The sequence below is a fragment of the Gemmatimonadaceae bacterium genome, from assembly GCA_020852815.1.
In the GTDB taxonomy this organism is placed as follows: Bacteria; Gemmatimonadota; Gemmatimonadetes; order Gemmatimonadales; family Gemmatimonadaceae; genus SCN-70-22.
This window is the reverse complement of record JADZAN010000018.1, coordinates 1-26,996: the sequence shown is the minus strand read 5'-3', so window position 1 is coordinate 26,996 and position 26,996 is coordinate 1. Positions and strand designations below refer to the sequence as shown.

At 68.4% G+C, this 26,996-nt stretch carries 17 protein-coding genes; 6 read left to right on the top strand and 11 right to left on the bottom strand.

The window, feature by feature from the left end:
- Window positions 1-205 precede the first annotated feature (205 nt).
- The 3 genes from IT359_10150 to IT359_10140 are packed head-to-tail and all read right to left on the bottom strand — an operon-like array spanning window position 206 to window position 4,522.
- On the bottom strand, window positions 206-2,002 hold the full coding sequence (locus IT359_10150; GenBank protein MCC6929340.1) for a hypothetical protein: 1,797 nt from the start codon (window positions 2,000-2,002) through the stop codon (window positions 206-208).
- A gap of 47 nt (window positions 2,003-2,049) precedes the next feature.
- Window positions 2,050-2,655, bottom strand: a complete 606-nt coding sequence (locus IT359_10145; GenBank protein MCC6929339.1) for a DUF305 domain-containing protein — start codon at window positions 2,653-2,655, stop codon at window positions 2,050-2,052.
- 52 nt (window positions 2,656-2,707) lie between these two features.
- Window positions 2,708-4,522, bottom strand: coding sequence for a hypothetical protein (locus IT359_10140; GenBank protein ID MCC6929338.1), 1,815 nt, complete (start codon window positions 4,520-4,522; stop codon window positions 2,708-2,710).
- 295 nt (window positions 4,523-4,817) lie between these two features.
- Between IT359_10140 and katG the strand changes: the two genes are divergently transcribed.
- Complete coding sequence (katG, locus tag IT359_10135) at window positions 4,818-7,025, top strand: catalase/peroxidase HPI (protein ID MCC6929337.1); 2,208 nt, start codon at window positions 4,818-4,820, stop codon at window positions 7,023-7,025.
- A gap of 99 nt (window positions 7,026-7,124) precedes the next feature.
- On the opposite strand, the gene IT359_10130 is transcribed toward katG, so the two are convergent.
- The gene (locus IT359_10130; protein MCC6929336.1) at window positions 7,125-8,237 is read right to left on the bottom strand and encodes a hypothetical protein; all 1,113 of its coding nucleotides are present in this window, start codon (window positions 8,235-8,237) and stop codon (window positions 7,125-7,127) included.
- Between the two features lie 409 nt (window positions 8,238-8,646).
- Here IT359_10130 and IT359_10125 point away from each other — a divergent pair, with 409 nt between their 5' ends.
- A complete protein-coding gene (locus IT359_10125; GenBank protein MCC6929335.1) occupies window positions 8,647-9,540 on the top strand; it encodes an alpha/beta hydrolase in 894 nt (297 codons plus the stop codon).
- Between the two features lie 273 nt (window positions 9,541-9,813).
- Here IT359_10125 and IT359_10120 read toward each other — a convergent pair whose 3' ends face one another.
- Both IT359_10120 and IT359_10115 read right to left on the bottom strand, forming a co-directional pair.
- Window positions 9,814-11,067 (bottom strand): hypothetical protein, encoded by a 1,254-nt coding sequence (locus tag IT359_10120; protein MCC6929334.1) that lies wholly within the window; start codon window positions 11,065-11,067, stop codon window positions 9,814-9,816.
- Between the two features lie 245 nt (window positions 11,068-11,312).
- The gene (locus IT359_10115; protein MCC6929333.1) at window positions 11,313-12,269 is read right to left on the bottom strand and encodes a hypothetical protein; all 957 of its coding nucleotides are present in this window, start codon (window positions 12,267-12,269) and stop codon (window positions 11,313-11,315) included.
- A 191-nt stretch (window positions 12,270-12,460) separates the two neighbouring features.
- Here IT359_10115 and IT359_10110 point away from each other — a divergent pair, with 191 nt between their 5' ends.
- Window positions 12,461-14,011, top strand: coding sequence for a DUF4173 domain-containing protein (locus tag IT359_10110; protein ID MCC6929332.1), 1,551 nt, complete (start codon window positions 12,461-12,463; stop codon window positions 14,009-14,011).
- Here the strand turns inward: IT359_10110 and IT359_10105 are convergent.
- From IT359_10105 to IT359_10095, 3 genes are all read right to left on the bottom strand, one after another.
- Entirely contained in the window at window positions 13,983-14,930 is a 948-nt protein-coding gene (locus IT359_10105) for an SDR family NAD(P)-dependent oxidoreductase (protein MCC6929331.1), read from the bottom strand. The two genes, IT359_10110 and IT359_10105, sit on opposite strands and share 29 nt — an antisense overlap.
- A 4-nt stretch (window positions 14,931-14,934) precedes the next feature.
- A complete protein-coding gene (locus tag IT359_10100) occupies window positions 14,935-16,107 on the bottom strand; it encodes a membrane dipeptidase (GenBank protein ID MCC6929330.1) in 1,173 nt (390 codons plus the stop codon).
- Window positions 16,108-16,312: 205 nt separating this feature from the next.
- A complete protein-coding gene (locus IT359_10095; protein MCC6929329.1) occupies window positions 16,313-17,506 on the bottom strand; it encodes an Ig-like domain-containing protein in 1,194 nt (397 codons plus the stop codon).
- A gap of 221 nt (window positions 17,507-17,727) precedes the next feature.
- Here IT359_10095 and IT359_10090 point away from each other — a divergent pair, with 221 nt between their 5' ends.
- From IT359_10090 to IT359_10080, 3 genes are all read left to right on the top strand, one after another.
- Window positions 17,728-19,041, top strand: coding sequence for an alpha/beta fold hydrolase (locus IT359_10090; GenBank protein ID MCC6929328.1), 1,314 nt, complete (start codon window positions 17,728-17,730; stop codon window positions 19,039-19,041).
- A gap of 22 nt (window positions 19,042-19,063) precedes the next feature.
- Entirely contained in the window at window positions 19,064-19,606 is a 543-nt protein-coding gene (locus IT359_10085) for a hypothetical protein (protein MCC6929327.1), read from the top strand.
- Window positions 19,607-19,771: 165 nt separating this feature from the next.
- The gene (locus tag IT359_10080; GenBank protein MCC6929326.1) at window positions 19,772-23,080 is read left to right on the top strand and encodes a PD40 domain-containing protein; all 3,309 of its coding nucleotides are present in this window, start codon (window positions 19,772-19,774) and stop codon (window positions 23,078-23,080) included.
- Window positions 23,081-23,137: 57 nt separating this feature from the next.
- Here the strand turns inward: IT359_10080 and IT359_10075 are convergent, their stop codons facing one another.
- The gene (locus IT359_10075; GenBank protein MCC6929325.1) at window positions 23,138-24,496 is read right to left on the bottom strand and encodes a serine hydrolase; all 1,359 of its coding nucleotides are present in this window, start codon (window positions 24,494-24,496) and stop codon (window positions 23,138-23,140) included.
- A 74-nt stretch (window positions 24,497-24,570) separates the two neighbouring features.
- Window positions 24,571-26,445 (bottom strand): serine/threonine protein kinase, encoded by a 1,875-nt coding sequence (locus IT359_10070; protein ID MCC6929324.1) that lies wholly within the window; start codon window positions 26,443-26,445, stop codon window positions 24,571-24,573.
- Window positions 26,446-26,996 lie beyond the last annotated feature (551 nt).

Sequence of the window (26,996 nt, the reverse complement as noted above, 5' to 3'; positions counted from 1 at the left end):
GGCGGTCAGTGCCCCGAGCCGTCGTCTTCTCCTCCACAGGAATCTGCACCGTCTGGATGGTGACGGAAGGGGGGCAGCCCAACGACGCGACGCGCATCTGCCCACCGCTGTCGCGCTCGCTTGCACCTGAAGGCCGAGCTGACGACTTCAGCGCCTCGTTATGGAGCCCTCACGTCCCGCGCCATTCCCGGCGTACAGTCGACGGCTATCGCGTGACCCGTGCCAGCGCCTTGATCGCGTCCGCCAGCAGCTTCACGCGCGCCGAGTCCTTCGCGCCGGCAACGTCGCGCTCCACCTGCTTCGCCAGCGCGCCCAACGCCGCGCGGCGCGCCCCCCCTTGCTGTGCTTCCGCGGCGTCGAGCGCGCTCCCGATCGCCGTCGTGCGCGTCGCGTCGAGCCCCTGCCACCGCACCAACTGGTCGAGATACGACCGCACCACCGGGAAGGCGGCCGGCCATTCGAGTCTGGGTTGGCTCTGCGGGTTGTACTCGCGGAACTGCACCAGCTTTGCCGCTTCGATCTCGTTCTTCGACAGCTGGTCGCTCGGCGTGAGTTCGAGAATGTCGAAGCCGCGGTCGAGTTCCGACGAGTAGATGTAGCCGTTCCAGTAGTACGCCCCCCACGACCCGCCAATCGTCCCGCGCTGGCCGCGACGTGCCCCCTCGGGCTGCGGCGTCACCGGGACGTCGACACCCGGCGGGTTGTCGATCGGGCCGCGGTCGAAATAGGCGAGTTCCTTCGGGTGATCGGGGTCGGTGAACTCCATCACGCTCACCCCGCCCTGGTACCATCCCTGCACCATGATGTCGCGCCCCGGCACGGGAATCAGCCCGCCGTTGTGCGACACGCAATTCTCCTCGGCCGTCTGTGCGGTGTTGATCTTGAAGTACGCGTGCGGGGTGAACCTCTTCTTCGCGTCGAGCGTGAGGATCGTGTTTCCTCCCATCTCCATCGGCGAGTTGGCCTGGCACATGGGCGATGTCCCGCCCCCCCACTCGTCGGTGAAGACGACCTTCTTTCCGTCGTTGGAGAAGACGGCGGTATGCCAGATGGAGAAGTTGGTGTCGGTGCGCGCGTCGAGCCGGATCGGCTTTTCCGGGTTGGAGATGTCGACGAGGATCCCGTGCGAGCCGCACGCCCCCGCCAGCAGCTTCGCCGCCGGGTACACCGTCACGTCGTGGCAGTTGCGCGGCCCCGAATTCCCGAAGAACGACTCGCGCCCCTGCACCGCCGGCGCCGCATCGAGTCCCGTGAAGACGCGCGCCCCGGTGATCACCTCCGACCGTTCGGGGTGCGCCAGCGGGACCTTGATGATGTCGAGGCGATAGAGCGAGTTCGTCTCGTCCGCGGCGTCCGTCCCCTCGCGGCATCCCGGCATCTCCGCCTCCGGGCGTGCCCCCTGGAAGCCCGAGACGTAGAGATAGATGATCCCCTTGTCCTTCGTGCTGGGGACGATCGTGTGCGTGTGCGACCCCTTGCACGTCTGCACGTTCTTGATCAGCCGCGGCTGCGCCGGGTTGGAGACGTCGTAGATGCGGACCCCGGCCATGTGGTCCTTGGGGTCCTTCCATCCGCCCTTCGCGCAGTCATTGCGGTTCCCCGCCCCCTCGGCCGACAGGAAGAGCAGGTTGCCATGGATGGACGGATCGCCCTGCGAGGTCACGCACGCCACCGCCGAGACGATCGTCGGCTTTGCCGCGTCGCTCACGTCCCAGATCGTGAAGCCGGAGAAGTTCCCCTGGTAGACGTACTTTCCCGCGAAGGCCAGGTCCGAGCTGATGAAGGTGAGGCCGCGCGTGGAGTCCAGGATCCCCGGCTTGGGTGTGGTGGAGATGAGGCGCATGTTGCTGGCCGCCTCGCCGGCGTCGAAGCGCCCGGGCTTGAGCCGGGAGCGCGGGTCGGTCTTGCTCGGGTACGTTTGGGCCGCCAGCCGCAACGGGAGGAGCGGCGACGCGAGGAGGAGCATCGCAGCCAGGGCGAGCGAGCGTCGGGCGTTAGGCATCGAGTCCTTCGGTTGAGGGGGGCGCGAACGCCCGGCGAGAGCGTCGGTCACTTCGCGGGGAGCTGCGACAGCATCTGCCGCATCGCCCCGATCTCGGCCGTCTGCACGCTCACCACGTCATTGGCAAAGACGTTCACGTCGACTTCCTGCGCCGCCCCCGGGCTGGCCAGCAGCTCCTTCACCATCTGCAGCGCCCCTTCGTGGTGCATGATCATGTAGCGCAGGTACAGGCGGTCGAACTGCACCCCCGCGGCCGCGTCCAGCTCCGCGAGCTGCTCCGTGGTCAGCATCCCCGCCATCCGCATCGTGCGCCACGACGACGTGTCGGGCGCCACCTGCCCGTTGGACTTGAGCCACTCCTGCATGATCCGAATCTCCGACACCTGCGACTGGTCGATCTTGATCGCCAGCCGCAACAAGCGCGGGCTCGCCTTGTGCGACTCGGCCATGCGCGACATGTGGATCGCCTGCGCGTGATGCGCAATCATCCCCTGCATGAATTGCACGTCGGCCACCGTGTACGCGGCGCCGGGCGGGACCTTGATCTCCGCCATGTGATGCCCCTCGTGCTGGGCGGCGAGCGATCGCGGTTGCCCCGCCAGGCTGGCGACGACGACAAGCGTTGCGATGACTAAACTGCGAATGGTGCACATGGCCGGTGCCCTGATGGAATCGGTATGAGATCGGTGTGGTAGTCGCGCCCTGCTAGCTGGCCTTCGCCAGCGCCTTGATGGCGTCGGACATCGCCTTCACGCGCGCGGAGTCTTTCGCGCCGGCAACGTCCTTGTCCACCTGCTTCGCCAGCGCGTCGAGCGCGTCGCGGCGCCCCTTCCCCTGCTGCGCCTCGGCCGCGTCGAGCGCGCTGCCGATCGCCGTCGTGCGATCGGCGGCGAGCCCCTGTGCGCGCACCAACTGGTCGAGGTATGATCGCACCACCGGGAAGGCCGCCGGCCACACGATCCTTGGCTGGCTCTGCGGGTTGTACTGCACGAAGCGCACGAGCTTGGCCGCTTCCAGTTCGTTTTTCGACAACTGGTCACTCGGCTCCAACTCGAGAATGTCGAAGCCGCGGTCGATTTCCGACGAGTACACGAGTCCATTCCAGTAGTATGCCCCCCACGACCCGCCAATCGTCCCGCGCTGGCCGCGACGCGCCCCTTCCGGCTGCGGCGTCACCGGGACGTCTACACCCGGCGGGTTGTCGATCGGGCCGCGGTCGAAGAAGGCGAGTTCCTTCGGGTGATCGGGGTCGGTGAACTCCATCACGCTCACCCCGCCCTGGTACCACCCCTGCACCATGATGTCGCGCCCCGGCACCGGAATCAGCCCGCCGTTGTGCGATACGCAGTTCTCCTGCTCCGTCTGCGCCGTGGGAATCTTGAAGTAGGCGCGCTGCTTGAACGACTTCTTCCCGTCGACCGTGAGGATCGTGTTCCCCCCCATCTCCATCATCGAGTTGGCCTGGCACATGGGCGACGTCCCGCCCCCCCACTCGTCGGTGAACACCACCTTCTTGCCGTCGTTGCTGAAGACCGCGGTGTGCCAGAGCGAGAAGTTGGTGTCGGCCTTCGCATCCAGGCGCACCGGCTTTTCCGGGTTGGAGATGTCGACGAGGAGTCCGTAGCTGGCGCAGGCGCCCGCCAGCAGCTTGGCTTCCGGATAGGCCGTCACGTCGTGGCAGTTCCACGGCCCCGTCGGCACGGGGGCCTGGGTGGTGTCACCCGCCGCGCGCGGACGCATGCGTGCCGGCCGGCCGGCCGCGCGAGGCGCGGCGCCGAGCCCGGTGAAGATGCGCGCCCCCGTCACCACTTCTGCCTTCTCCGGCGCGCGGAGGTCCACCTTGATCACGTCGAGGCGGAACATCGCGTTCGACTCGTCGGCCGGGTCGGTCCCCGCCTTGCACCCGGCGAGGTCGCTCTCCTGCCGCGCCCCCTGGCTCCCCGACACGTACACGTAGAGGATGTTCTCGTCCTTGTAGCTGGGGACCAGTGTGTGCGTGTGCGACCCCTTGCACGTCTGCACGTTCTTCACGAGGCGCGGCGCCGCCGGATTGGACACGTCGAAGATGCGAACTCCCGCCATGTGGTCCTTGGGATCCTTCACCCCGCCGTTGCCGCAATCGTTGCGGTTCCCCATTCCCTCGGCGGAAATGAAGAGCAGGTTGCGGTAGATCGACGGATCGCCCTGTGAGGTGATGCACTGCACCGTGGAGACCAGCTTCGGCTTTGTCGGCTCGCTGATGTCCCAGATGGAGAAGCCGGCGAAGTTCCCCTGGTAGACGTACTTGTCACCGAACGCCAGGTCCGAGTTGGCGAAGGTGAGGCCGCGCGTGGTGTCGAGCCCCGCGGGGCGCGGCGTGTTGGAGACGAGCCGCATGTTGCGCGCCGCGACGCCGGCGTCGGTCTTGCCCGGCCTGAGGTTGTTGCGCGGGTCGGTCTTGCTCGGGTAGGTCTGGGCCGCGAGCAGCGAGGGGAGGAGCAGCGTCGCGGCAAGCGCGAGCGTCCGGCTGACGTTAGGCATCGACGAGGAGGGGTGACGGAGGAGGGCGGGCGCGTCGGCGCCCCCCGGTGTACGCGCTGGGGGCAGGGGATGTTGCAGCACCGTACGCCAGGAGGAAAGGTGGGCGCGTGGCGCACGGGAGCTTTACCCGCGCGATTCCCGTTCGCCATTTGCCGCGTTTCCCCGGGAAACTCACCATCGCGTCGATCGCTTTATCATCCGGTTGTCGCGCACGCGTGCTGTGCCCCCGAGCGCGACATCCCCTACCGAACCCACCGACCGAACACCCTCCGGTCGATTCCGAAGGAGCAATCCCATGGAAGGACACAACGGCAGCAGCACCGGCAAGTGCCCGGTCATGCACGGTGCCCACACGACGGCTGGCGGCCGTTCCAATCGCGACTGGTGGCCCAAACAGCTCAACCTCTCGATGCTGCACCAGAACGGCCCCCTGGGCGATCCCATGGGCGCCGGTTACGACTACGCCGCCGAGTTCCAGAAGCTCGATCTCGACGCCGTGGTGAAGGATCTCCACGCGCTGATGACCGATTCGCAGGACTGGTGGCCCGCCGACTTCGGCCACTACGGTCCGCTCTTCATCCGCATGGCGTGGCACTCCGCCGGGACGTATCGCACGGCCGACGGGCGCGGCGGCGCCAGCACCGGCACGCAACGTTTTGCCCCGCTCAACTCCTGGCCCGATAACGGGAACCTGGACAAGGCGCGCCGCCTCCTCTGGCCCATCAAGCAGAAGTACGGCAAGTCACTCTCCTGGGCCGACCTCTTCATCCTCGCCGGCAACGCCGCCCTCGAGTCGATGGGGCTCAAGCCCTTCGGCTTCGCCGGTGGGAGAGCCGACGTGTGGGAGCCGGAGCAGGACATCTACTGGGGCGCGGAAGCCGAATGGTTAGGCGACAAGCGCTACTCCGGCGAGCGCCAGTTGGAGAACCCGCTCGCCGCCGTGCAGATGGGGCTCATCTACGTGAATCCGGAAGGGCCTAACGGGAAGCCCGATCCCCTCGCCTCGGCGCGCGACATCCGCGAGACGTTCAAGCGCATGGCGATGAACGACGAGGAGACCGTCGCACTCACCGCCGGCGGCCACACATTCGGCAAGATGCACGGCGCGGGCGATCCATCGCTCGTGGGCCCCGAGCCCGAAGGCGCCCCCATCGAGGCGATGGGACTCGGCTGGATCAACGCACTCGGCACGGGCAAGGGTGAGTACACCACCACCTCCGGGCTCGAGGGGGCGTGGACGCCGACGCCGACCACGTGGGACAACGGCTACTTCGACACGCTGTTCGGCTGGGAGTGGGAGTGCGTCAAGTCGCCGGCCGGCGCGTGGATCTGGGAACCGACCGACAAGGAGAATGCGCGCACCGTTCCCGATGCGCACGTCGCGGGGAAGAAGGTCCTTCCCGCCATGTGCATCGCCGATATCGCGATGCGCATGGACCCGGAGTACGAGAAGATCTCGCGCCGCTTCCATGCGCACCGGGAGCAGTTCGCTGATGCGTTTGCGCGGGCGTGGTTCAAGCTCACGCATCGCGACATGGGACCGCGTTCGCGCTACCTCGGCAAGCTCGTCCCGTCGGAGGTGCTCATCTGGCAGGATCCCATCCCCGACGTCGATCATCCGTTGATCGATGCACGCGACGTCGCCACGCTCAAGGGCAAGCTCCTCGCCTCGGGGCTTTCCGTCGCGGAGCTCGTCTCCACCGCATGGGCATCGGCGTCGACCTTCCGCGGTTCGGACAAGCGCGGCGGTGCCAACGGGGCGCGCATCCGCCTAACGCCGCAGGTTGGCTGGGAGGTCAACCAGCCCGACCAGCTCGAGCATGCCCTGAGGATCTTCGAGACCATCCAGCGGGAGTTCAACGCGAGCGTGGGCGGGGGGAAGAAGGTCTCGCTCGCCGACCTCATCGTCCTCGGCGGCTGCGCGGCCGTCGAGGCGGCGGCGAAGAAGGCGGGCGTCGACGTCCAGGTCCCCTTCACCCCGGGGCGCATGGACGCCACGCAGGACCAGACCGACGTGGAGTCGTTCGACCTGCTGGAGCCCATCGCCGACGGTTTCCGCAACTACCAGCGGCAGGCCTACAGCGTCACAGCAGAGGAACTGCTCGTCGACAAGGCGCAGCTCCTCACCCTCACCGCGCCGGAGATGACCGTCCTCGTCGGCGGGTTGCGCGTGCTGGGTGCCAACCACGCCGGCGCGGCGCACGGCGTCTTCACCACCACGCCGGGAACGCTCACCAACGACTTCTTCGTCAACGTCCTCGACATGAGGACGGCGTGGAAGCCGCTCAGCGAGGGGCTCGGCCTTTACGAGGGTCGCGACCGCACCACCGGCGAGGTGAAGTGGACGGCGACGCGCGTGGACCTGATCTTCGGCTCCAACTCGCAGCTGCGGGCGCTGGCCGAGGTGTACGCCGGCAATGATGCGAAGGAGAAGTTCGTCGGCGACTTTGTGCGTGCGTGGGCGAAGGTGATGGACCTGGATCGGTTCGCGGTGAAGCGGTAGCGGTTCGCCAGTCGCATGACGTGAACGGAAAGGGCGGCCCGCGGGTGGGTCGCCCTTTGTCCTTGTGATCGATCGCGGCGCGCGCTAACGCTTCGCGCGCTATCGCATCGCGCGCAGCACGATCACGGTATTGGCACCGGTGTCGGCATCGATGCCAATGGCGGCGACGCGCGTCAGGGAAAGGACTGGTGTCGGTTGGACGACGATCGGTCGCGGGAGGATCACGACGTGTCGAAGCGTGCCGTCGCTCGCGAAGACGTCGAAGACGCTCTCCCGCGGATTGAGCGACCAGCGTCGGATCCAGAGCATCCCGTCAGCGGCAGCGTGCACGGCCATGAATGCGGGAAAGCGTTCGGGTATGCGTCCCTCGCGAACGTCTGGCGGCATCCCTTGCACGCGCTCCAGCGGGACGGGGACAGAGTCCAGGCGTTGTCGCAGCGCCGCGAGGCTGTCGCGCCGGAGGGGAGGCGGTATCGGTTCCGGCGGGAGGGCGCGCGTATACCGGCGCACGAGCGCCCCGCGCGCATCGGTTTCCTGCACCTCGTAGCGGTTCCCCATTCCCGACACGAGTGTCCCGCGTGGGGTGACGTCCCAGCTGGGGAGCGGGGCGAACGGCGCATGACTCAGCCCGCGAAGCATGCGACCGCCCGTCGCGCTCGTCTGCACGCGTGCCGTCGGGGCGGGGGCGCCTGGGAAGGGTGGAACGACGAGCGAGTCGGTAAGGCGGCCGTCGGGTGCAAAGATGTAGAACACACCGCTTCGCTTGGTCCGGTTGGCGACATTGAATGCCGGATAGTACAGGCGGCGCTGCGCGTCGAAGCGCGTGGCGAACGTTGAGCGCCAATCGGCCATCGACGGACCGGCAAACGCGCCCTCGTACTTCGCGAGGCGCCCTGTGGCCGGGTCAGGCGCGAAGGTCGTGACGCGATTGATGTCGCGCACCACGAGGTTACCGTCAGGCGCAACTGCAATGCCCGTGGGGGCCTCGAACTCGCCCGGGCCTCGCCCCTTTCGCCCCACGCGCCCCACCGAGCGCCCCCCGGCGTCGAGGATCCAGACCGTTGTCGCGCTGAAGTCGGAGACGTAGACGTTACCACGCGCGTCCAGCGCGATTCCCGACAGCTCGCCGAGGGAATCGGCAAGCGGATGCCTCCCCTCGACCACCTCCCACTCCACGCGAAAGCGGAGCGTGTCGACGCGCTGTGCCTGCACAGAGGTGGGCCGCGATGCAAGGACAAGGGCGACGCCTACGCGAATGCAGGCGGCGCGCGAGGGCCGTCGAAGAAGGCGCCGTTTCGGTGGCGCTCCGGCAATCCGGCGCTGGACCTCCGCGCCATTGTCGCCGGTGGCGCACACGTGATGTTGTCGGTCCCGCATATGCAGCTCCGCGTCGTGGTTCGTCTTCGAGCCCTCGGCGCGTCCCTTCCCGAACGCCGTCCGTTGCGCCGATGCGTCGGAATCTCATCAGCGTCTCGCACACGTCCAGTGCCGACAGTAGCCATTGACGCCCTGAGACGTCACGGCGATGCTGAGGTAACCTGCGTCGCCAACTCCTCGCCCACCTCGCCAGGAAGGTACGATCTCCGTGACATCGTCCCGAAGCGGAGCCCTGCACGCCGGCGTGCTTGCGCCGCCTCATCGCGTCATCGTCGACAGCATCGACGCCCCCATCGGCATCGCGGTGCGCACCTCGCGGGCCGGCCGCCCCCCGCTCCTCCTCCTCCACGGCCATCCGCAGACCAGCGCCATCTGGCACCGGGTGTGGGATCGCCTGGCTGAGCGTTTCACCCTCGTCGCGCCGGACCTGCGCGGATATGGCGCGTCGGACAAGCCCGCTGGTCGCCCCGATCACACCAACTATTCAAAGCGCACCATGGCGCACGACCAGGTGGCGCTCATGCGGCAGCTGGGCTACGAACGATGGAGCGTCGTGGGGCACGACCGCGGCGGACGCGTCGCGCACCGGTTGACCGCCGATCATCCGCAGTGCGTCGACCGCCTCGCCGTGCTCGACATCGCCCCCACCCTCGCGATGTACGAGCAGACCGACGAGCGCTTCGCGCGCACATACTGGCACTGGTTCTTCCTCATCCAGCCTGCGCCGCTCCCGGAACGACTCATCGGGAACGACGGCGCCTTCTACGCGCGCAGCATCCTCGCCGGGCGCCATGCCGCTCTCGCGCCCTTTGCGCCGGAGGCGCTGGCCGAATATGAGCGCTGCGCCAGCGACCCGGCGACAATACATGGCTTCTGCGAGGACTACCGCGCCGCGGCGACGATTGACCTCGAACACGACCGCGCCGATCGCGACACCGCGGCGCGGCTCACGGCGCCGCTCCTCGCCCTGTGGGGGGCGCATGGGTGGGTGGGGCGCGGCTACGACGTGCTGGCGGAGTGGCGCCGCGTCGCCGCCAAGGTGCACGGCGCAGCGCTCGATTGCGGTCACTACCTCCCCGAGGAAGCGCCCCAGGCGCTATGCGACGCGCTGCTCCCCTTTCTCACGGGTGAGGAGTAGGGCGGGCGGGCGCCGTCCGATGTGTCATTTTGCCACGAAACACAAATTGGGGTCAGAGTCAGCGAACCAAATTCTCGGTGACTCTGACCCCAATTCTGCCAGGCGCTATGCGACGCGCTGCTCCCCTTCCTCACGGGTGAGGAGTAGGGCGGGCGGGCGCCGTCCGGTGTGTCATTTTGCCACGAAACACAAATTGGGGTCAGAGTCAGCGAACCAAATTCTCGCTGACTCTGACCCCAATTTGCCGACCTGACCCCAGGCGCCCCCCCAGACCTACGGGTTGGCCTTCAGCCAATCGATCGACTTCTGCAGCAGCTGCATCGCGTACACCGGGTTGTGCACCCCCATCGAGAGCTCGCTGTTGATGTAGCCGTAGTTATACGCCGCCCCCAGCTCGCCCATCTTCCACGGCCGCCCGATGCGATACTGCCAGTTCGCGTCCGTCGCCATGGTCACGGTGTTCCCGTACACCACCAGCCCGGTGGTCGGCGACACGGTGTTGGCACCGGCGAGCGCCGTCGCATAGCGCGTGCTGCTCTGCGTCGTCGGGAAGAGCGTTCCGTAGAAGTCGTGCGTCTGCATGGCGGAGTACGACGCCACGCCGCTCGCGTTCACGGTTTTGCGGAAGACCTTGCGGGCACTCAACAGCTCGGCCAGCTCGATGCGCTTCGCGTCGATCTTGGCCCGCGTCGGCGCAATGTGTTCGTCGGTGTGGCACTTCTCGCACTCGACTTCGTTCGGCTTGAGCGAATGACCACCGACCTTGGCCACCGGATCCCACTTGTTCATGTGGCACGTGGTGCAGTTGGCGGCGGAGTGCTGCCACACGCGGGTATACGTCTGCCCGTTGTACTCGTAGCCGTTGATTCCCTTGAACAGGTTGGACTGGTTCCCATCATGGACCGAGAAGCTCCGACCCACCGGATACGTCACCGCGGCGTTGTCGTCCTTCGTCTTCGAGAACGGGAAGTACGGCATCTGGTCATACGTCTTCACCGCGCCGAGCGAGTCGGTGTAGTTGATCGACGTCACGCCGCGAATCTGGTGACAGTTCACGCACAGGTTGTTCATCTTCCCGAAATCCGTCGCGACGGCGTTCTTGTCGTAGTTGAGCATGACGGGATCGGTGGCGCGCAGGATACGGAGGTTGGTGTCGACGGCGAACTCGAAGCCCGAGTGCTTGTGGCACGTGGTGCAGTTGATGCGCGTGGCATTCGGCATGTCGTTCGACACGACGTACTTGTTGGCGCCGGTCACCTCGAGGAAGCCCTCACTGGTATGACAACGCGCACAGTACTTCGTATTGCGCGCGCTGGTGTTGCCGGTGAAGTGCTTGGACAGTTCGTACTCGGTCGTGCGGGCCAGCATGGTCGCATTGCTGTGGCACGTCATGCAGACCGAGTTGGCGTCCTTGCCGTTGGTGCCGTTGGTTCCGTTCGTGCCATCGGCGCCGGCAGGACCGGCCGGCCCTTCGCACGCGGCGAGCAGGGCGGCGGAGAACAGAATCGCGAATTGGAGTTGTTTCATGGGGCGAACCCGCTGTTGGGCAGGGGGAGCACGCGCGGCGGATCCGCGTGCCGTGGGGAAGTTGCGTACCCAAGGTTCGGCCCAAACGATGTCCGTTGGCGTCAAGGACTCGCCTGTCCCTACGTAGGTGAAGTCAGCGCGAACTTTGCGCCTGGCGAGACTTGACGTCGCGCGGTGCGCGACATGTCAGGGGATCCCCGCCCACTGGTGAAGAAATGCCGTGGAATCCGTCGGGGAAGGCCGCATCACGGCCGAACGGTGGCGAAGGCGCGCAGCACGCGCATGGCGCGCAGGGTGATCCATCGGCTGGGCGCCCCGACACCGTCGTCGAGCGCCACCAGCATGTTCCCCGCATGCTGCACGCCGGTCACCCAGCGTCCATCGGCGCCGCGTTGCCCCGCCACGCGCGCCACCGCTTCCTCCAGCCGCCCGTCAGACGCAACACCAGCCATGCGCAGGACGTCGAGCCCGCGCAGGATGTCGTAGTGCCACCAGGTCGGAAAGGCAAAGCGCTGCCAGTCGGCGCCGTTGCGCTTGCGGTCGACGACGAGCTCCCCCGTCGACCGACGGCGCATCAGGCGCCGCTCCAGCAGGTATTCCGTCGCCCGCTGCCGCGACTCGCCGACATCCGCCCGAGCCCCCGCTGACCGCTCGAACTCGAGCAGCGCCTCGAGGACACAGCTCGTCGTGTGGAACGACGACCGCGTCGACCCGCGCTCGGCGTCGCAGTTCCATCCCCCGTCGGCGAGCTGCTCACCCAGCAGGCGATCGATGAGCGGTGCCACGTCCTCGCCGAAATACGCCCCCACCATCGCGACCTGCGCGTTGATGCACGGCTCCACCTCGCCCTCGAAGAAGCGATGGTGTTCCGTCTCCCCGGGGCCGCACCCGCGCCACGTCACCTGCGTGCGCACGCGCGCAAGCGCACGCTGCGCCGACTCGCTCGCCGGGTCGAGCCCCAGCTCGCGCAGCAGTATGAGGACGTGCATGGTCGAGTCGAAGCCGCGGTTCCAGGCGACCCCGCCCCACGTCCCATCGTCGCGCTGCGCCGCGAGGAGCTGCACGCCCCATCCGTCAGTTGCAACCCTGGCCCGCGTGGCGGCAAGGAGCGACGCCGGCGCGTCCAGCAGGTCGCGTTGCACCTGCCAACGGATCGACGGATCGGAATCGAGGAGCCAGTCGAGGACTGTCGTCGCGGACATCGTCACGGCATCTCGGGAGAACGCCCTGGCCGCTCGAGCGGCGGTCGTGCCAATGTATGCGCTCGCCACCCCGTCCAAGCGGGAACGGCACTCACGCCTCGCCCCTCCCAGCCAAGCGGCAACTACTCCCCCTTGCGCCTTCGCACTTTACAGAATAAAGTGCTTTCCAGCCACCACCCCACGGTCCCCGAATGGCCACCACCGTCACCGCCGATCACGACACCACCCGAGACCTCGCCGAAGAACGCCCCCGACTCGCACGGCGCATCCTGGTCGAGGCGCTCTCGCTCGGTTTCCTCGCCGACGTCGCCATGCGCACCGCGCCCGGCGGGCTCGGATGGACGCTCTGGGTCGCGGCACTCGCCCTCGCCGCGCTCAACGTCGCTCGCCATCGCGGGCTCCGCATCACCAGCGAACAGGTCACCTGGCTCACGGTCGCCGTCCTCTGCGCGGCCGCCTTCTCCTGGCGCGATGCGGAGGCGCTGCGCGTCGCCAACGTCCTCGGCACGTTGGTCGCCATCGCCATGTTCGCCATGGCCGCGGCCGGTGCGCCGGCCGCGACGATCCTCGTCGCACGCCTGCGCGACGTCATGGTCGGCGGCGTCTATACGGTCCGCGATCTCGTGGTCGGCGCGCCGCTGCTCGTGACGCGCGACGCGCAGTTGGGAGCGCTCCCCGCGGTTCGCGGCGGCGCCTCCTGGCCGGCGCTTCGGGCGGTGCTGGTCACGGCACCGATCGCCTTCGTCTTCGCGCTCCTCCTGTCTCGTGCCGACCCGGTCTTCGCCTCGCTCTTTCGCCTTCCGCAGGTCGACCTCGCGCGGATCATGCCGCACGTCGTGGTCTCGGGTGCCTTTGCCTGGTGGTCGGCTGGATGGTTGCGCGGTGCGCTGCTCGGCGTCTCGCGCCGCCCCGCGCTGCCGGCGCGCCTCCCGATGCAGCTGGGCATGACCGAGGTCACCGCGTCGTTAGGCGTGGTGATCGCACTGTTCGCCATCTTCGTCACGTTGCAGCTGCGGTGGCTCTTTGCCGGCGCCGATGTGGTCCTCGCCACCACGGGACTTACGGTCGCCGAATATGCGCGTCGCGGCTTCTTCGAACTCGTCGCCGTCTCGGCGCTCGTCCTCCCGCTCATCCTGGGGACGCGCGCCCTCACCGAGGACCGCGCGGTCGTACAGCGCCACCGCTCGCTCTCGACGGCGCTCCTTGCGCTCGTGGCGGCGATCATGGCCTCGGCGCTGCTGCGCATGTCGCTCTACGTCGGCTACTTCGGCCTCTCCGAGGACCGGTTGTACGCGACGGCGATCATGGTGTGGCTGGCGATGGTGTGCGGGGCGTTGGCGCTCACCGTGCTGCGCGGCCGTCCGCGCACCTTCGCCGCGCTCACCGCGCTTTCGGGGTTCGTCACGCTGGGCACCCTCAACGTGCTCAACCCCGAGGTGCTGATCGCGCGCGTGAACCTCGCGCGGGACACCGACGCGCGCACCGTCGACCTTCCCTACCTCTCGCACCTCAGCGGCGACGCCATGCCCACGCTGGTGAAGGCGTTGCAGGTGGCGGAGCCGTCGGAGGAGGCGTGCATCGCCGCGACCACCATGCGCACGCGCTGGATGGTCGAGCAGGGCGACCCGTCGTGGAACATCGGGGCCTGGCGGGGGCGCACCGCGGTGATCGGCCGTCTGCGCCCCGCCGACGTGGTGCGCCTCTGCGGCGGCGCTAGCGACCGCCCGTCAGCTGCTCACTGATCGCGCGCAGCCGTGCGCGCGCCGCCGCGTCGTAGGCCTGCGGATGCGCGCGGATGGGGGCGAGCTGGTTGAAGTAGGTCCCCGTGGGTTCCGTGGTGCTGATGGCGTTGACGACCGACTCCACCCCTTCGGCGATGGTGGAACGCGGCGTGACATGGAGGGCGCGCGCCATCGTCGTGGCCATCGTCGTCGCCGGGTGCAACGAGTAGGTCAGCACCCCCTGCCGTTCCAGGGCAGGGGCCATGTCGATCGTCATCATCACCTGCGCCAGCTTGCTCTGCGCGTAGCCGCGACCGCCGTTGTACCCCTTGGCCATCATCACATCGTCGAAGTCGATGGCGACCTGCGAGCCGGAGGCCACGTTGATGATGCGCGACGGCGCGCTGGCCACGAGGAGCGGAACGAGGCGCTTGGTGAGGAGGTAATGCGCGAGGTAGTTCACCGCGAAGTGCATCTCGTACCCTTCGGCGCTGAACTTCCGCGTGCTGTCGAAGACGAAGCCGACGCCGGCGTTGTTGATCAGGTAGTCGAGCCGCGGGTTGTCGCGCGTGACCTCGTCGGCCAGGCGGCGGACCTCGTCGAGCGAGGCCAGGTCGGCGCGATAGAACCTCGCGCTCCCCTTCCCGCTGCGCGAAATCTCCTCGACCAGCGAATCGCCGCGCGGCGCGCTGCGCCCGGTAATCAGGACGCGCGCCCCGGCCGCCGCCATCCGCCGCGCCACGTCGCGCCCCAGGCCATCGGTCGAGCCGGTGATGAGCGCCACCTTCCCCGACAGGTCGGGGAGTGGCGGCGCCTTGGCGTAGGGCTTGGTTTCGTACTGCGCGGCGGCGGCTGACGGCAGGAGCATCGCCAGCGCCACAAGGACGCGGCGGGCGCGTGAACCTAACGAGCGTCCGCTGGCGGCGTTGGCGAGCTGCATCGTCCTATCGCCCGGGCATCCCGGCCCAGATGTCGGCCAGCACGCGCTGGAAGTTCCCCCCCAGCACGCCGATGATCTGGTCGTCGGTGTACTTGCGACGGATGAGCCCTTCCGTGACGTCGAACATGCGCTTGGGATGGTCGATCCCCTCGATGTCGATCTTGTCGCGAAAGCCGTAACTCCCCTTGTAGCTGTCCTTGAGGCGCTTGTACTCGTCAGGCGGCATGTCGTCGTAGCCCTGCAGGTCGCTGTCGCTCCCGATCCCGACGTGCTCGATCCCGATCATCTTCGCCACGTAGTCGATGTGGTTGAAGAAGTCCTCGACGGTGGTGGGCTCGTTCCCCTTCACGAACATGCGCACGCCGGTGATCCCCATCACGCTCCCCGCCTTGCCCACGGCGCGGATCACCTCGTCCGGCTTGCAGCGCGGGTGATTGTTGGCCAGCGCGCGCGCATTGGAGTGCGTGACGAGCGCCGGCTTCTTCGACAGCGCCAGCGCATCGAGCGTGGTGCGGTCGCCGCAGTGCGACGTGTCGACCGCCATCCCGACCTTGTTCATTCGCTCGATGAGCGCCGCCCCCAGGTCGGAGATCCCGCCGTCCACGCGCTCGGTGGAGCCGCTCGCGAACCAGTTCTGCGAGTTGTACGTGAGCTGCGAGACGCGCTGCCCGTACGTGAAGAACTCGTCCACGGTGCCGAGCATGTCGCCGCGGGAGTCCGGGCGCACGAAGTGATCCGAGTTCTGCGCGCCGAGCAGGATTCCGATGCGCCCAGACCCCTTGATCTTCGCGAAGTCGTCGGCCGAGTCGATGCGGAGGAACAGGTCCGGACGCTCGGCGATCATCGAGTTCTGCCGGTGGAAGAACTGCTGCCCGCCGATGTACGCGTTAGGCCCGCCGAAGCCGACCGCAGTGTGAAAGACGTTGATCCCCGACGCGAGGAACGGGGCAAAATCGTCGGCGGTGATCGACGACGGCTTCTGCAGCCACTTGTTCCCGTTGGAGCCGATGTGCAGCGGCGCGAGCATGTCGATCACCACGGCGCGCTTCATGAGGTCGATGGCGCGCGTGGAGTATTGCTGCTGCGGGATGTGCGGAAGCGTGAAGCGCCCGCGGTTGATCATCGGCGCGAAAACGGCGGCGGCGCCGAGCTTGATGACGGAGCGACGGGAGGTCATGAGTCGGGAGGGATGGAGCGGCAGGCCAGCGGACCCCACCATATTCCGCCTCGGAAAGGCGCGGCGCTACCCCGGGAATGGGGGAGGGGTGATACCGTGTTCCATCCCACGCCTCGTCATCGGTCCACACGGCGCCCGGGGCACGGTCGCAGGCGCCGCGCCGCCGGTTGGCGCGGGGATGCGTCGGTCGTGCGCGCGGCGGCGGCTAGTGACAGTTCGCGCTCCCGCTGTCGGCAAACGTCCCTCCGGCCGCGCCGATGAACGCCCAGCGGTACGTCCCCACGCCTAACGTCAGTTGCAGGACGCCGAAGGTGTCGTTGTTGCGCACCTCCGAATTCGGTTGCGGCGCGCCGATCGAGTAGAGCGCGCGCCCCCCCGTCCCCACCACGAACTCGCGGACCCCGCGGGCCGAGTCGGCCGCGCCGGAGGGCGCCTGCGGGGCGAAGCGTTCGTACAGGTGCTCGTGCCCGTTCAGCACCACCTCTGCGCCGTGTTGATAGAGCGCCTCCCAGAAGGCCCCCACGTCGCCGTCGTTGCCGTGCCGATTCCCGGAGTTGAAGCGCGGATGGTGCCAGTAGGCGAGGGTGCAGCGCCTGGTGCTCGCCGCGAGGTCGGCGCGCAGCCAACGCTCCTGCGGCGATCCCGCGGCGCAGGAGACAAACGAGCAATTGCTGTTGAGGACGACGATGTGCCAGTCGGCGACGTCATACGAATAGTAGCCCTTGCCGCGCTCACCGGCGGCGGCGCCGAAGTAGTCGAAGTAGCCGCGCGCCGCGGCCGTCTGGTACTCGTGATTGCCGACCGCCGGCATCGTGCGCCCCTTGAAGGCCCCCCACGACTGGGCGTAGCAGTTGGCGTAGTCGCGCGCGCTCCCGCTCTCATAGGCGTTGTCGCCCAGGACGATGACTGTCCCGGCCAGTCGCTTCACCACCGCCGCCGTCGCTTCATCGTTTGGGTTGTCGCACTGGGCGATGTCGCCCGCGGCGATGAGGACCGTCCCGTCCGGCGGCGCTCCCCCGGTCACCGTGACGGCGGCATCGCCGTGCGTGGTGCCGGCGGAGGCGGAAACGGTCGCCACTCCCCCAGCAACGCCGGTGACCAACCCGCTGGCCGTCACCCTGGCCACGGCGGCGTTGCGGCTCGCCCACAGCAGGGGCACGTCGACGTCCGCTCCCGCGCCATCGAGCGCCGACGCCGTCAGCTGCACGGAGTCGCCGGCGGCGATGGTTGCGCCCGCCGGCGACACGGTGATGGCGCGAATCGTCGCGCCCGGCGAGTCCGCCAGCGACGAATCCGCCTGGACCGATCGGCCACCCTCCTTCGCCTCTCGAGCGCAACCCACGCCGGTGGCGCACACGGTGATGCAGGCGATCGTCGGCAATCGCCGCCAGTTCAGCATCTCGAACTCCCTCGTGAGTACTTGGCGCCTCATCGACTGCGCCGCACGGCGTCGCCCGGGAATCGACTACGGGACCAGGGGTGTGGGAAGGGCCTTCAACACGGCGACTCGTGTCGGGGAAATCCCGCATGGCGTATGCCGCGCAACGCGGCGCATGTTATCGGCGACCGTGCATGCCGCGCCGCAACGGCGCACCTCACGCCCGCGACTCCCCCGCGCCGATGCCCACGCTCATTCGCCGCCTCGTTGCGCTGCTTGGTGCGCTGCTCTGCGCCATCGCCGTCTTTGTTCTCGCCTCGGCGTTAGGCATCGGCTTCTGGCCGCTCGCCCTCGCGGCGCTCGCGGCGTTCCTCGCGTCCGGCTGGTTCCTCCTCCGCCTGGCCGGCGGCAGCGGCGCCGAAGCCGGGCGCTGGCTGGTGGCCGGCGGGGTCGCGTACGTCGTCGTCGCCCAGCTCCTCGTCGGGCGCCCGCCGGCGCGCACCCTCGCCGAGGTCACCGCTCCCCCCGACACGCGGTATTGGTCGTTAGGCAACGGCACCCGCATCGCCTACCAGCTCGTCGAGCCGCGCGCCGACTCGCAGGGCGCCACCGCGCCACGTCCCCCCGTCGTCGTCCTGCACGACGGCCCCGGCACCCCCCAGCTCCCCTTCCTGCTCGCGCTCGGCAAGCGCCCCTACGATTTCCTGGCCTCAGAGGGGCGTGCCGTGTACTACTACGATCAGTTAGGGAGCGGCTTCTCGAGTCGTCTCGACCTCGCGCACGACGCCCCGTACACCGTGGCGCGACACGTCGCCGACCTCGAGGCCATTCGCGCTCAGATCGGCGCCCCGCGCCTCGTCCTCGCCGGCACCGGGTGGGGAGCCACGCTCGCCGTCCAGTACTTGCTCCAGCACCCCGACCACGTCGAGCGACTCATCCTGGAATCGCCCGCCGCGATCTGGGCCCCCGCATGGCCGGAGACGATCAACCCCGCCGCGCGCGCCAGGATGAGCGACGTGCAGGCTTCCACCATGGCGGCGCTCGAGCGCCCACCGCTACGCCTGGTGCTGGGGCGCATGATGTCCGACTTCAGCGCCCCGGTCGCGCACCGATGGATCGCCGAGTGGGAGGGCGACCAGTGGTGGACGCAACGCACCGAGGAGGCGATGCGCCTGGGGCAACCCAACCTCACCTGCAAGAGTGACCCCGCCGAGTCCGGGCTCCCCGCTCCCGCCGGTTTGGGCTTCTTTGCCAACAGCTACACCCTGGCCAACGCCCTCGAGCTCCCCGATCCGCGCCCCGCACTGCGCAAGCTCCACATGGAGACGCTCATCATCCGCGGAACGTGCGACTACTTCAACTGGGACGTCTCCGCCGAGTACCTGCAGGTGATCAAGGGGGCGCACTACGTGGCGATTCCCGCCGCCGGCCACAACATCTGGCTGGAGCAGTCGCTCATGTTCTCCGAGGTCGTGGGCGCCTTCCTGCGTGGGGAGAAGCTCCCGTTGGAGGCGTACGACCCGCAGAGCGTGAGCCAGGCGCCGGCGAGTCGTTAGGCACCTCACTCGGCGAACCCACGTGACAGGAGGACCGGTGCAATCGTGGTTGCGGCGCGCACGCGGCGTGCTGGGCATGGGCGTGCTCTGGGGCGTGGCGGGCGCGGCGATCGGTGGCGTGCTGGAACTCATCGACAACGTGCTGCCGGGCGCCCTCCCCTTCATCTCGCGCGTCGACATGTGGCCGCAGACGCTGGCCATCCCCGGCTTCATGGGGGGCGTCATCTTCGCCCTCGTCCTGATGATCGCCGGCGGGCGCCGGCGCTTTGACGAACTGTCGGTCCCGCGCTTCGCGACGTGGGGGGCGCTGGCCGGCCTGCTGCTGGGGACCATCGGCGTCGCCAACGGGCTCCCGCTCTACGTGCTTGGCATCACGGGGTTGGGTGGCGCACTTGCCGCCTCGGGAGCACTCACACTGGCCCGGCGCGCCGGCGATCGAGAGCGCCTGATGGCCGAGCGTGACGCGCACGAGCTGCCGCCAGCGCCTAACGCTTATCGCGCGGCCGCCGACACGGCGCCGCCAGCCAATCTCCCACCGGCAGGTAGCGACACGCACGATCGGTGAACGCCTGGTCCCCGCCGCTCGGCGTTGCGTGCGGACCGAGGTAACGCGCGACGATTGCCGCTTCGCGCGCCTGCAGCCAACACTCGACGAGTGCGCGTGACCGTTCCGCGCCGGGGCTCCGCGCGCCATGTTCCGGGCATCGAACCACCGTCCAGAGGCACTCGCATGCGAACTTCCCTCATCGCCGCCTGGCTCGTCGGCGCCCTCCTCGTCCCCATCACCGCGTTCGCCCAGGCAGCGGCGGGGGGCGCCCGCGGCTTCTACCGATTCCCAGCCGTCAGCGGCAACACGGTCGTCTTCGCGGCAGAGGGTGACCTGTGGTCGGTGCCGCTCGGCGGAGGAGTGGCCCACCGCCTGACGAGCCACGCCGCCGAGGAGACCGATCCGACGATCTCGCCGGACGGGAAGACGCTGGCGTTCACCGCGCGCTACGAGGGACCGGCGGCGCTTTACACGATGCCGCTGACCGGGGGCGCGCCCACGCGCTGGACCTACGACGGCGACGCCGCGATCGCCACGTCATGGACGCCGGACGGCAAGCTCCTCTACCGCACCATGCAATACACGGGCATCCCCAAGCAGGCCATGGTCCAACTCGATGTTGCCAGCGGTGCGCGCTCGCTCGTCCCGCTCGCCGGCGCCTCCGAGGGGTCGTACGACGCCAGCGGGCGCACGCTCTACTTCGCCCGCCCCGGCTTCCATGGCAACGTGACCAAGCGCTACACCGGCGGCACGGCGCGCCAGATCTGGAAGTACACCACCGGCTCGGCGGAGGCGGTGCAGCTGACGGGCAACGACTATCAGGGGGAATCGCATTCCCCGATGTGGTTCAATGCTCGCGTCTACTTCGTGACCGACCGCGACGGCCAGATGAACCTCTGGTCGATGAAGGAGGACGGGAGCGACCGGCGACAGCTCACGCACCACGAGGGGTGGGACGTGCGCGACCCATCGCTCGGCGGCGGCCATATCGTCTACCAGCTCAAGGCCGACTTGTGGGACCTGGACTTGGCGAGCGGCCAGTCGAAGATGATCGACATCGCGCTCGCCTCGGACCTGGACCAGCTGCGCGACAACTGGGTGAAGGACCCCATGACGTTCCTCTCGGCGGCGCACCTTTCGCCCGACGGCGACCGCGTCGTGCTCACGTCGCGCGGGCGCGTCTTCGTGGCCCCGGTCAAGGGCGGGCGCTTCGTGCGCGCCACGCGCAAGGACAGCGTGCGCTATCGCGACGCCGTGTTTGCGGCTGACGGTAAGTCACTCCTCGCCTTCAGCGACGAGAGCGGGGAGCTGGAGTGGGTGCGACTCCCCGTGAATGGCGTCGGGAACGACGAAGCATTGACGAAGAAGGGGCGCATCCTGCGTTTCCGCGGCTATCCCTCACCCGACGGCAAGTGGCTCGCCTGGGACGACAACAACCGCGACCTCTGGGTGATGAACGTCGCCAGCGGAGAGATGCGAAAGGTCTCCGAGAACCGCCAGGGGATCGGCTCGATGGCCTGGTCGCCCGACGGGCGGTGGCTCGCCTACCAGATGTCGGCCCCAAACTCCTTCCAGCAACTCAAGCTGTACAGCGTGGAGAGCGCGCGCAGCACCGCGCTCACCACCGATCGCACCAACTCCTTCTCGCCGGCGTGGGACCCCAAGGGGGAGTTTCTGTACTTCCTCTCCGACCGCAACCTGCGGACCCTGGTCTCCGCGCCGTGGGGGAACCGCCGCCCCGAGCCGTACTTCGACAAGGAGGTCGAGATCTACCAGCTCGCGCTGCGCCCAGGGCTGCGCTCGCCCTTCGTGGCCGATGACGAGCTGCGCAAGGCGGCAGGCGCAACGCCGCCCGCCCGCGGCGCCAATCCTTCGCCCGCCGCGACGCCGGGGGCGGCGGCGCCACAAACCGCGCGCAGCGACAGCGCTCCCCGGCCGGTTGTTATCGCCCTCGACGGGCTCCCGCTGCGCATCCGCCGCGTTCCCCTCCCCTCAGGCAACTACGACGCACTCTTCGCCAACGGCGAAGCACTCTTCGTCACCTCACGCGGCTCCGGCGCCGAGGCGAAGACCGACCTCGTGGCCCTCAAGATCGGCAACGACAAGCCGGAAGGCGTGGTGGTGGTCGACGACATCCGGTCGGCGGAGCTGTCCGGCAACGGACGGAAGCTCCTCGTGCGCAAGGGAAACGCGCTGCACGTCGTCGATGCGCGCGCGGCGAAGGTGGCCAACATCGCCGACGCGCGACTCGACCTGGCGGGTTGGTCGTTCGACATTGACGTGCGCGACGACTTCCGCCAGCTCTTCGTCGATGCCTGGCGCCTCGAGCGCGACTGGTTCTACGACCCCAACATGCACGGCGTGGACTACCAGGGCACGCTCGACAAGTACGCCCCGCTCGTCCAGCGCATCACCACGCGCGCCGAGCTGAGTGACCTGATCGGATGGGCCGTTGGCGAGCTGTCGGCGCTGCACACCTCCGTTGGCGGCGGCGCCATGCGCCGCGGCGATGACCAGGTGCAAGTCGCCTCCCTCGGCGCGCGTCTCTTCCGCGACCCTGCCAAGGGTGGCTATCGCATCGACTACATCTACCGCAACGATCCCGAGTATCCCGCCGAGCGTTCACCGCTCGCCGACCCCGACCTGGGCGTCAAGGCGGGCGACGTCATCACCGCGGTGAACGGGCAGCGCACCCTCGAGGCACGCGACATCGGCGAACTGCTGCGCAACCAGGTGGGGAAGCAGGTCCTGTTGACGGTGGCGACCGCCGGCGGGAGCAAGGAGGTCGTCGTCGAGCCCATCGGCAACGAGCAGAACCTGCGCTACACCGACTGGGAGTACACGCGCCGCCTGACGACCGAACAAAAGGGAGAAAACCGCATCGGCTACCTGCACCTGCGCGCCATGGGCGAGGGCGACATCAACCAGTTCTACCGCGAGTTCACCCCGCTGGTGGACAAGCAGGGACTCATCCTCGACATGCGCCAGAACCGCGGCGGCAACATCGACTCGTGGGTGCTGGAGATGCTGATGCGCAAGCCATGGATGTACTGGCAGGATCGCGTGGGAGAGCCGTACTGGAACATGCAGGGGGCCTTTCGCGGGCACATGGTGATGCTTGTGGACCAGGAGACGGCCTCTGACGGCGAGGCGGTCGCCGAGGGTTTCCGTCGTTTGGGGTTGGGCGTGGTGATCGGGACGCGCACCTGGGGCGGGGAGATCTGGCTCAGCGGAACGAACACGCTGAGCGACGGCGGCGTGGCGCGCGCCCCGATGAGTGGCGTCTACGGCCCCGAGGGGAAGTGGCTCATCGAACAGGAAGGGGTGATCCCCGACATGGTCGTCGACAACCTCCCGCATGCCACGTTCAACGGCGAGGATGCGCAGCTCGACGCGGCCATCGCCTACCTGAAGAAGAAGATCGCCGAGGATCCGCGCGCGGTCCCCAAGCCGCCGCCCTACCCTAACAAGGCGAGGAAGATCGTGCCCTGACGCCGGACGGCACCACCCGTCGCCAGGTGGTGCCGTCGAGCCCAGTGCTCACCTCACTCACGGCACCCGCGTCGCCGTCGCCGCGTTCCCACCCTGCGTGCGGGTGAAGCTCGGCGCCGGCGTGCCGGCCGCGAAGTCGAACTGGATGTCGTCGTTGTCCGCCATGACAAATCGCCCGTTGCCGACGTGCTTGAGCGCGAATGCCGGCTGCGGTCCATTCTGCATCGTCAGGCGCCCGTTCTCCACCGAGACGCGCACCTTGCCGCGCCCCAGTGTGTACTCTCCCGTGAGGCGCCCCAGCGCCGCGGCATCGATGGCAACCGTCGGGAGGTCCTTGATCCCCAGCGTGGTTCGCGCCACCACACGCTCCAGTTGCGGCGCCACCAGCCCTTCCACGTTGGTCAGCACCACGGTGATCACCGAGTCATCGGGATAGTAGTGCAGCTCGGAGATGAAGCCGTTGATTCCCCCGTTGTGTGATATCTGCCGGTGCCCGCCAAGCGTCCCCGTCCCGAGCCCGAAGCCATAGGTCATCGGCTTTCCGTTGTTGAGCGTGTCGGGGGTCGTCATGCGCCGGAACGACTCGGCGCTCACCACCTTGCCGCTGGAGAGCGCGATGGTCCACGCCGCCAGGTCGTTCACCGTGGAGCAGAGCGAACCCGCGGCATACGGCTGCGTCATGCTCAGCGGCGCCGCGTTGGCGAAGCCACCGGGAGGCTTGGGCACGTAGCCCTGGGCACGCCGCTTGATGATGGGCGCCTGGTCGCAGTAGCTCGTCCCCTTTAGCCCTAACGGGGTGAAGAACTCGTCCTGCAGGTACTGCCCATACGTCTTCCCGCTCACCTTCTCGATGATCATGCCGAGCAGGAAGTAGCCCGAGTTGTTGTACATGTACGCATCGCCCGGCTTGAAGTCGCCCGGTTCGCCGGCAAAGAGCGCCACCAGCGAGTCGGGAGCCAGGTCGAGGCGCATCACGCGCTGCCACTTGGGCCCAAGATTGGTGTAGCTCTTGATTCCCGACGTGTGGTTGAGCAGGTGACGTACCGTGACGCGGTTCCCCTGCGACGGAACGTTGGGGACGAACTTCTGCAGCGTGTCATCGAGCGTGAGTTTCCCCTGCTCCACGAGCCGCATGATGGCGGCGGAGGTGAACTGCTTGGTGACGGAGCCGATGCGGTAGACCGTCTCTGGCGTGGCGGGGACGTCATTCTCGAGGTCCGCATAGCCGTATCCCTTGGCGAGAATCGTCCGCCCGTTTCTGACGATCGCGATCGAGACGCCGGGCGTGCGATGCTCGCTGACGGCGGCGTTGGCGACGGAGTCGACATAGCGGGTGAGGGCGCGCGTGTCCTGCGCGGGAGCTATCGCGGGAGCGAGCGCCGTGAGGAAGAGCGTGGGGAGTGAACGGATGCGCATGGGCGGTAGGGTGTCGTGTTGCGTCGTGGAGTTGCGAGTCGTTCCGTGCATTCGTCGGTGAGGGAAGCGCCGGCCTAACGACCGCCGGGCAACCGGTTGTGTGCAGCTGACGGAAGCGCCGGTTCACCGAACGGGTCGCCGAACGTCAGTTCGCGCGTGAACTGCCGGTCGATCTCTCCCAGCGCCTTCCCAAGCTCCTCACGCGCCACGCGCAGCGCCCACTGGTACAGCAAGCGGTTGCCGATGGCGCCGAGCGCGAATCCTCCTGCGAGGAGCGGGACCGCGGCGGGCAGTCCGAGCAGCGCGACCAGGATCGCCTTCTTGGCGAGGATCAGGCCCGTCACGCCACCCACGACGCCACCGCCAGCACCAAAGCCGATGCTCTCCCACACCGACGAGGAGTGCCCCTCCGGCGGTTCGATGGTGAGCGTCACCTCGCAACGCGACGAATCGCCGGGAACGGCGGCGAGCTGCGCGCGCAGCGTCTTGACCCACAATTGGTAGCGCGTCCACGTCCACAGGTAATTGCCGTAGGCTATCCCCGAGCCGTCCATCGAGTACTCCGCGATGGCCGGGATGTCGAAGACCAGCACCCCGCCGTGCAGCGCGTGGCCGCCGATGGTTTCCCGCAGCTTGAGTCCGGCCGGCGGATGCTGCAGCGCGGCCCCCATCGCCGCGAGCACGCGCTTGGGCGAGTAGTTGAAGGTGCGCGACACGGTGATTGCCCGCGGGTGCCGTCCGAGGAACGCGCGGACCATGCGCGACGCCTCGGCGCCGCGGGCCACGAGCCCGCGCCCCGCGCCGCGATCGGCCTGCAGCTCGGCCACGGCGATCTGGACAAACTGCCGAGAGATCCCGGCTTCCTCCGCCGCCGCCTGCACCGCCGTGAGATTGAAGCCGGTCGGCTCATCGCCAGCCGCAACGTGCGACGACTGCCCCGCCTGCCCCGCGGTCCCCAGTGCCGCCCGCTCGCGCGTCTTCGACTCCAACCGCGCCGCCGCCTCTGCTTGCAGCTGGGCGGCTCGGCGCCAGACCACGTTCGCCTCCTGCTCGCTCAGCTTCGCGTGCGGCTGCGACGTCTCGTCGGCGCTCGCCACTTCCTGCACCGTGCGCAGCAGCATGTCGGCCAGCGCCTCGCCCGTGGGGGGGCGCATCGCCGGGTCGCGCGCCAGGCAGCGGTCGATGACATCGGCCAGCGACGGCGGGATGTTGGGCGCCACCGAACGCAGCGGCGGCGCCTCGCGCGTGGCGCGCTGCACCAGGATCGCCGCCGCCTGCTGATGCTCGAACGGAAGCCGCCCGCTGAGCAGGAGGTAGCCCACCGTCCCCAGCGAGTACAGGTCGCTGCGCCCGTCGAGCCCGTCGCCCGCCCCCTGCTCCGGACTCATGAAGTGCACCGATCCCATCACGTGCCCAGTCATCGTCAGGCGCGAGGCGTCCGGCGCGTGGGCGATGCCGAAGTCGGTCACCACCAGGCGCTCCGTCCCGCGTTCGAGCAGGAGGTTGTCGGGCTTCACGTCGCGATGCACCACGCCGCGCGCGTGCGCGTAGGCCAGCGCCCACGCCGCGTCGCGCAGCAGTCGCACCGCCTCCGCCGGCGGCAGCGGGCCTAACGACTTTGCCCGCTCGCCGAGCGACTCGCCGTCGACGAACGCCATCGCGAAGTAGGCCCACCCGCCAGCCTCGTCGGCGGAGTAGACCGGGACGATGTTGGGATGGGAGAGCTGTGCCGCCGTCCGCGCCTCGCGCACGAAGCGTTCACGCACCGCCGGGTCGCCGGCGAGCGCCGTCGGGAGGACCTTGAGCGCCACCGCGCGCTCGAGCCGGACGTCCTGGGCGAGGAATACGACTCCCATCCCACCGCGCCCGAGTTCGCGCACGATGCTGTAGTCGCCGGCCAGCGCGGCGGCCAGCCCGGGGAACTCCGTGTCGATCGATGTCTGGTTCATGCCTCGTGCTCTACGTCCTCAGCCGGCGATTCGTGCCAGTCTGCGGGAGGCCGGGCAGGCTGGCAAGGGCGACGGCGAGGCGGGGCGTGTTTCGAGGGCGAAGATCAGAAGCACGACACGGAGGGTCACGGAGGAGACGCGGAGGGTCACGGAGGAAGCGCGGAGGGTCACGGAGGAGACACGGAGGGCCACGGAGGAGACACGGAGGGCCACGGAGGACCACGGAGGGCCACGGAGGAGACACGGAGGTAAACCATGGAGTGCCGCGACGCGCCGAACCCAGCCCCCCACGCCCACCTTCCCAGCGAAAGCTGGGATCCATATGTCCTCGGCACACTCGCGATCGACTGCCTCGGGCGTTAGAACCGCAACAACACAAGCTCGACACGGAGGCTCACGGAGGAGACACGGAGGCTCACGGAGGTGTAGTGCTTCAGCGCTTTTCGCACTTGGCCAAGACCTGAGCGAGTTACACCCCTCCGGTAGTCATGCGGCTGCGCGCCGTTGCTCGTCGTTGCGCCGCCGTCGGTCCAGCCGTGCCTGTTCCAGCT

Excerpts from the sequence above, each read along its gene's own strand:
- IT359_10150 (MCC6929340.1), bottom strand. The coding sequence starts at position 2,002 with ATGCCTAACGCCCGACGCTCGCTCGCCCTGGCTGCGATGCTCCTCCTC.
- IT359_10145 (MCC6929339.1), bottom strand. The coding sequence starts at position 2,655 with ATGTGCACCATTCGCAGTTTAGTCATCGCAACGCTTGTCGTCGTCGCC.
- IT359_10140 (MCC6929338.1), bottom strand. The coding sequence starts at position 4,522 with ATGCCTAACGTCAGCCGGACGCTCGCGCTTGCCGCGACGCTGCTCCTC.
- katG (MCC6929337.1), top strand. The coding sequence starts at position 4,818 with ATGGAAGGACACAACGGCAGCAGCACCGGCAAGTGCCCGGTCATGCAC.
- IT359_10120 (MCC6929334.1), bottom strand. The coding sequence starts at position 11,067 with ATGAAACAACTCCAATTCGCGATTCTGTTCTCCGCCGCCCTGCTCGCC.
- IT359_10115 (MCC6929333.1), bottom strand. The coding sequence starts at position 12,269 with ATGTCCGCGACGACAGTCCTCGACTGGCTCCTCGATTCCGATCCGTCG.
- IT359_10110 (MCC6929332.1), top strand. The coding sequence starts at position 12,461 with ATGGCCACCACCGTCACCGCCGATCACGACACCACCCGAGACCTCGCC.
- IT359_10105 (MCC6929331.1), bottom strand. The coding sequence starts at position 14,930 with ATGCAGCTCGCCAACGCCGCCAGCGGACGCTCGTTAGGTTCACGCGCC.
- IT359_10100 (MCC6929330.1), bottom strand. The coding sequence starts at position 16,107 with ATGACCTCCCGTCGCTCCGTCATCAAGCTCGGCGCCGCCGCCGTTTTC.
- IT359_10095 (MCC6929329.1), bottom strand. The coding sequence starts at position 17,506 with ATGCTGAACTGGCGGCGATTGCCGACGATCGCCTGCATCACCGTGTGC.
- IT359_10090 (MCC6929328.1), top strand. The coding sequence starts at position 17,728 with ATGCCCACGCTCATTCGCCGCCTCGTTGCGCTGCTTGGTGCGCTGCTC.
- IT359_10080 (MCC6929326.1), top strand. The coding sequence starts at position 19,772 with ATGCGAACTTCCCTCATCGCCGCCTGGCTCGTCGGCGCCCTCCTCGTC.
- IT359_10075 (MCC6929325.1), bottom strand. The coding sequence starts at position 24,496 with ATGCGCATCCGTTCACTCCCCACGCTCTTCCTCACGGCGCTCGCTCCC.
- IT359_10070 (MCC6929324.1), bottom strand. The coding sequence starts at position 26,445 with ATGAACCAGACATCGATCGACACGGAGTTCCCCGGGCTGGCCGCCGCG.